At 32.7% G+C, this 4,213-nt stretch carries 2 protein-coding genes and 2 pseudogenes; 3 read left to right on the top strand and 1 reads right to left on the bottom strand.

From position 1 onward, the window contains the following. The 3 genes and pseudogenes from GFJ36_RS16965 to GFJ36_RS16955 all read left to right on the top strand — a co-directional run. Positions 1–725: RNA-guided endonuclease TnpB family protein (locus GFJ36_RS16965; protein ID WP_157349699.1), on the top strand; the 725-nt coding region annotated here is incomplete at its 5' end. 278 nt (positions 726–1,003) lie between these two features. Then, positions 1,004–1,186 (top strand): annotated as a pseudogene (locus tag GFJ36_RS16960) (SAM-dependent methyltransferase); the annotation flags it as partial. Between the two features lie 146 nt (positions 1,187–1,332). Further along, positions 1,333–1,638, top strand: a complete 306-nt coding sequence (locus tag GFJ36_RS16955) for a monooxygenase (protein WP_097889862.1) — start codon at positions 1,333–1,335, stop codon at positions 1,636–1,638. Positions 1,639–2,367: 729 nt separating this feature from the next. Here the strand turns inward: GFJ36_RS16955 and GFJ36_RS16945 are convergent. Continuing rightward, positions 2,368–3,384: pseudogene (locus tag GFJ36_RS16945) on the bottom strand (hypothetical protein). Between the last annotated feature and the right edge of the window lie 829 nt (positions 3,385–4,213).

Raw genomic sequence — 4,213 nt, 5'->3', positions numbered from 1 at the left:
CATCCACGACTACGAGTAACGCTTTGAGTTGTGATTTAGGTGTAGACAGATTAGTAAGTTGCGTGACAAATACAGGCGATACTTTCTTAATTGATGGAAAAAAATTAAAATCCATAAACCAATACTTCAACAAAATGATACGTAATCTCCAGCAGAAAAATATTGAAAATGGAATTTCAAAATACGTTGTAACGAATAGAATGGCTGCACTTTGGCATAAACGGGAAAGACAAATAAATGGTTACATTTCACAAACGGTAGGCCTGCTGTTCAAAAAAGTGAAAGCATTTGGCATAGATACGGTTGTCGTAGGGTATAACGCTGGCTGGAAACAAAAATCAGATATGGGAAAAAAGAATAATCAACAATTTGTTCAAATCCCGTTTCATAAACTGATTGCAGCGATTGAGAATAAATGTATAAAAGAAGGTATACGATTTTTCAAACAAGAAGAAAGTTATACTTCAAAAGCTAGTTTTCTAGATAAAGATCCGGTTCCAGTTTGGTCTAAGGATGAGAGGACGCATTATCACTTTAGTGGCAAACGAATCACTCGTGGTCTGTACCAAAGTAAGGCAGGAACATGTATCCATGCTGATATTAATGGTGCATTGAATACATTGGAAAAATCAAGAGTTGTAGAATTGGATGACAATCTCAAAGTGAAAACGCCGATTCTATTAGAAGTGCAAAAACGTAAGGCTGTTGCTTCGCGCATAGCTTAGTGGGTGCGTCAACCATCCATGTGTACTCGACTTGTCGGGGCTTGTAGCACACGCCGGATTCATCTGAGTGGTGGCTTCTTCCATAAGGAAGAATTGCTCTTTTTCGAAAGGGTGGTGCAAGTGGGAAAACAATAGTTCGTTGCCAGTACCAACCAAAAACATACTTGGGGTGCTACCATAAGGTGGCATGAATGCTAGAGCGTCAACTGTCTAGCGATAGATGAAAAGACCTAGCGTTCTAACTCAAGCCCCCACTGAAACGTGTCACCTCAGTGGAGGTAGTTGACCATAGAACTGTTGCCACATTAATATATACTTTAATTGAACACGGGCTTTCTCTGGATAAAATAATCGAACCACAAGCAACTTTGGCAGGGATAGAGAAAATGCCAGATTTAATAAACGAATCGCGAAGTTCATCTTTTATTATAATCAAGTCAAAAAAACAAAATAATATTTAAAAATATATACCGCAATCTGGGAGCTTTTAATGAATTACGAAAACAGCCGTTTCACTAAGGAATGGCTGTTTTTTTAAAAACATAACCTAAGGCCGTTAAACTGTATGCATTCGAATTGAAAATATTGAACATAGGAGTGAGTGAAAATGGCATATTTATTGCAAGTTGATTTTCCGTTTGAAGGTCCTTTTGGTGAAGAAATGGAAAAAGCATTTTTGGATTTAGCAAAAAGTATTAATGAAGAAGAAGGATTCCATTGGAAAATATGGACGGAGAATCAAGAAACGAAAGGAGCAGGAGGCATCTATGTATTTGAAGAAAAACAAGATGCTGAAAAATACGCCGAAATGCACAAGAATAGACTTCAAGCATCTGGTATTAAAGATATTAGAGTAAGAATTTTTCACATTAATGAAAAGTTAACGAAACTGAATCATGGTTATAGTAAATAATAAGGGACACGTAATTCAAAAAAGAAGGGGGAATCTCCTTCTTTTTTTGAATTCTTCCTTTATAAAAAATCCCTATATAAATAGGGATTCGTGTATCGGCATATAGTTCCTTGGAAAAGGTTGTACCAAGTCGAACATATGAGAATTCTTATATTTGTGAAATAGACGTGAAAGTACTGTGGAAAAGTTGTATTGAAATAATTATTTATAAAAGGGTACGCCCCTTACTGGGAGGTAAGGGGCACAGGAAATGCAAATTTATTTGTAATTTGCTAAGTTGATTGTAACGTATATACCTGTCTATACATGTTGCAAAATTATGAACAAAACTATTATTTAGTAACTAGGAATAACGAAGGTTGTATGACTTAAGTTGTTTTTAAAGGAGTATAGCAGAGAAAATGCAAGAAAAGACCTGATAAAAGGACTGTTTTTGTTATTGTTTTTCAGATTTCCTTTGTTCTAGGCTGCATATCCCTATCTAACTGTGTGATCTACATAAAGCATCATTATCAGTAGTCAATGATGCATAAAGTTTTCGTTCTGGGGGAATTAAAAATCATAGCTTGAGGGCGCTACCCCATCACCATCAAGCTATGAAAAGTAAATACTTCAAAATGAAAATATAAGCGGTTTTCTTTCAAAAATACATGGGATTTTTAGCCTGGGTTGAGACTTCGAAATATTGTGCATTCGCATCAAATAACAAACATGAAAAGGACTTTAAATTTAATTCGCAAGATCTCTTTCTTTTACAAGATCTTCGATGTTATTTGCTTCTTTGATTTCTTTTGACGATAACCAATTTTTATTTATTGTTCCTGTCTTATTGGTTAAATAGATGTTAAAGTTTTTATTATATAGTTCTTCTTTAAGGATTGTAGTTACTTTGATTAAATCCTCAATTAAAAGGGGAGTGTTTTCAAATATATTATTGGTGGTATTTATAACTAAAGTCACTAAATATTTTCGACTATCCTCATCATCTCAACTTGAATAAGTAATACTTTGAAATGCAAATCGATCGTTTTGCATTTCATGTAATCTTTCTTCTACTTTGGTGTGCGTTCTAATCCGATTTTCCTAATATTTGTTTATGGCATCTGACATCTTAGATTTCATTGTTTGTAACAGTTCTTCTTTTGTTATTATATTTTGTACATTTTTAAAAGGTCCGCCTAAAGATTCACCATTTTGATCCTTAATCTCTAGTTCTGTTATCTTTTTATTATTCTTCTGAATGAGTTGAAATAGAGCATATAAACGATCTAATTCTACTGAATCCAATTGGCTAAAGTCAATCTCGTTACTCATTTGCAAAGTTAATAATAATTCATTAGTTGGTTTTCCTTCATCTGGATCTTTACTATCTAAAATATATTGAAGAGCATTTTCCGTTTCAGATTCCACGTAGCCTAATTTTTTCATTTCTTCTAGTGTTGGTTTGAATTTCTTATATTCCTCATATGTTTTTTTTTCATATTGGTATTCATCACCTACTGGATATGAATAGAGGAGACCTTGTACCTTTACTCGGAATTTTAGATATTTGTTATTTTTTTCTTGCACAGTATGGTATGTATTACCACCATTATTTTCATTTATCGGGCTCCAATCTGTTACAACAACATCAATACCGTGTTTTTTTTTAATATATTCTTTTACCTCAGCTCCATTTTCTTGATTACAACCACTTAGACATAAGAAGCATAATACTAGCAATATTACATGTTTCAATCTTTTCATATAAGCACTCCCTACGTAAGAATTAATTCTTGAATGTGCAGTACACTACAAAACCTTCTTTTCCTTAGTCATATACTTTATCTTTTATATAGTTTGAATCTTAAATCATTTAAGTTCCTGACGTTTCCAACTATACAGCTTGAAGTATTACTGTCTTAACATATGTAACTTAGTTGTTTTAAGCTCTTTCTCAATTCTATAAACATATGGTTCATTGGGCTCATATGTAAAACGTACATTCATACCATGGTATCTATTTTACTATAAAATCTAGTTCTATTATTAAAATGTTCCTTTTTTGTTTTTTGTTTCCTAGTATAGATGTTCCTTCTACTTCAATGAGGGAGGATTTATGGAAGGACATTATACAATTTTAAGTTATGCACCATATATAAGAAGAAAAAACATAGCTACAAACTTAATGTAATGAAATTTTTATATATGAATAATTGTATTTAAAATCGCTAATGATAATGTTATACTACTATCAACCAAGAAGAATCCAACAAACTATGATTAATCACTACATCTTCTTTTATAGCATGTCAACGTAAAAAAGACACTTTCCATTGTGTCTTTTTTTACGCTTTAAGATGAATACATTGACTCAATACTTATATTTGGGGTAGCACCACATGCCCATCAAGTTAATATTTTGCAGTACCCCCAGAATGAAATTTTTATCTATTGATAGTTATTTATGTAAGTTCGGCTCGTTTTGAAACAACTGATATCTCAATTTGATGATTATGTGACGGTACCCCATATCTATCACCTAAGAATACTAACTCCCTCTAAGAGTAAAAATCATTATTACTTTTAAACAAAC

The organism is Bacillus sp. EE-W1 (assembly GCF_009760835.1).
Classification (GTDB): Bacteria; Bacillota; Bacilli; order Bacillales; family Bacillaceae_G; genus Bacillus_A; species Bacillus_A wiedmannii.
Note: the sequence above shows the minus strand (reverse complement) of the source record. Positions and strands in the feature narration are given on the sequence as shown.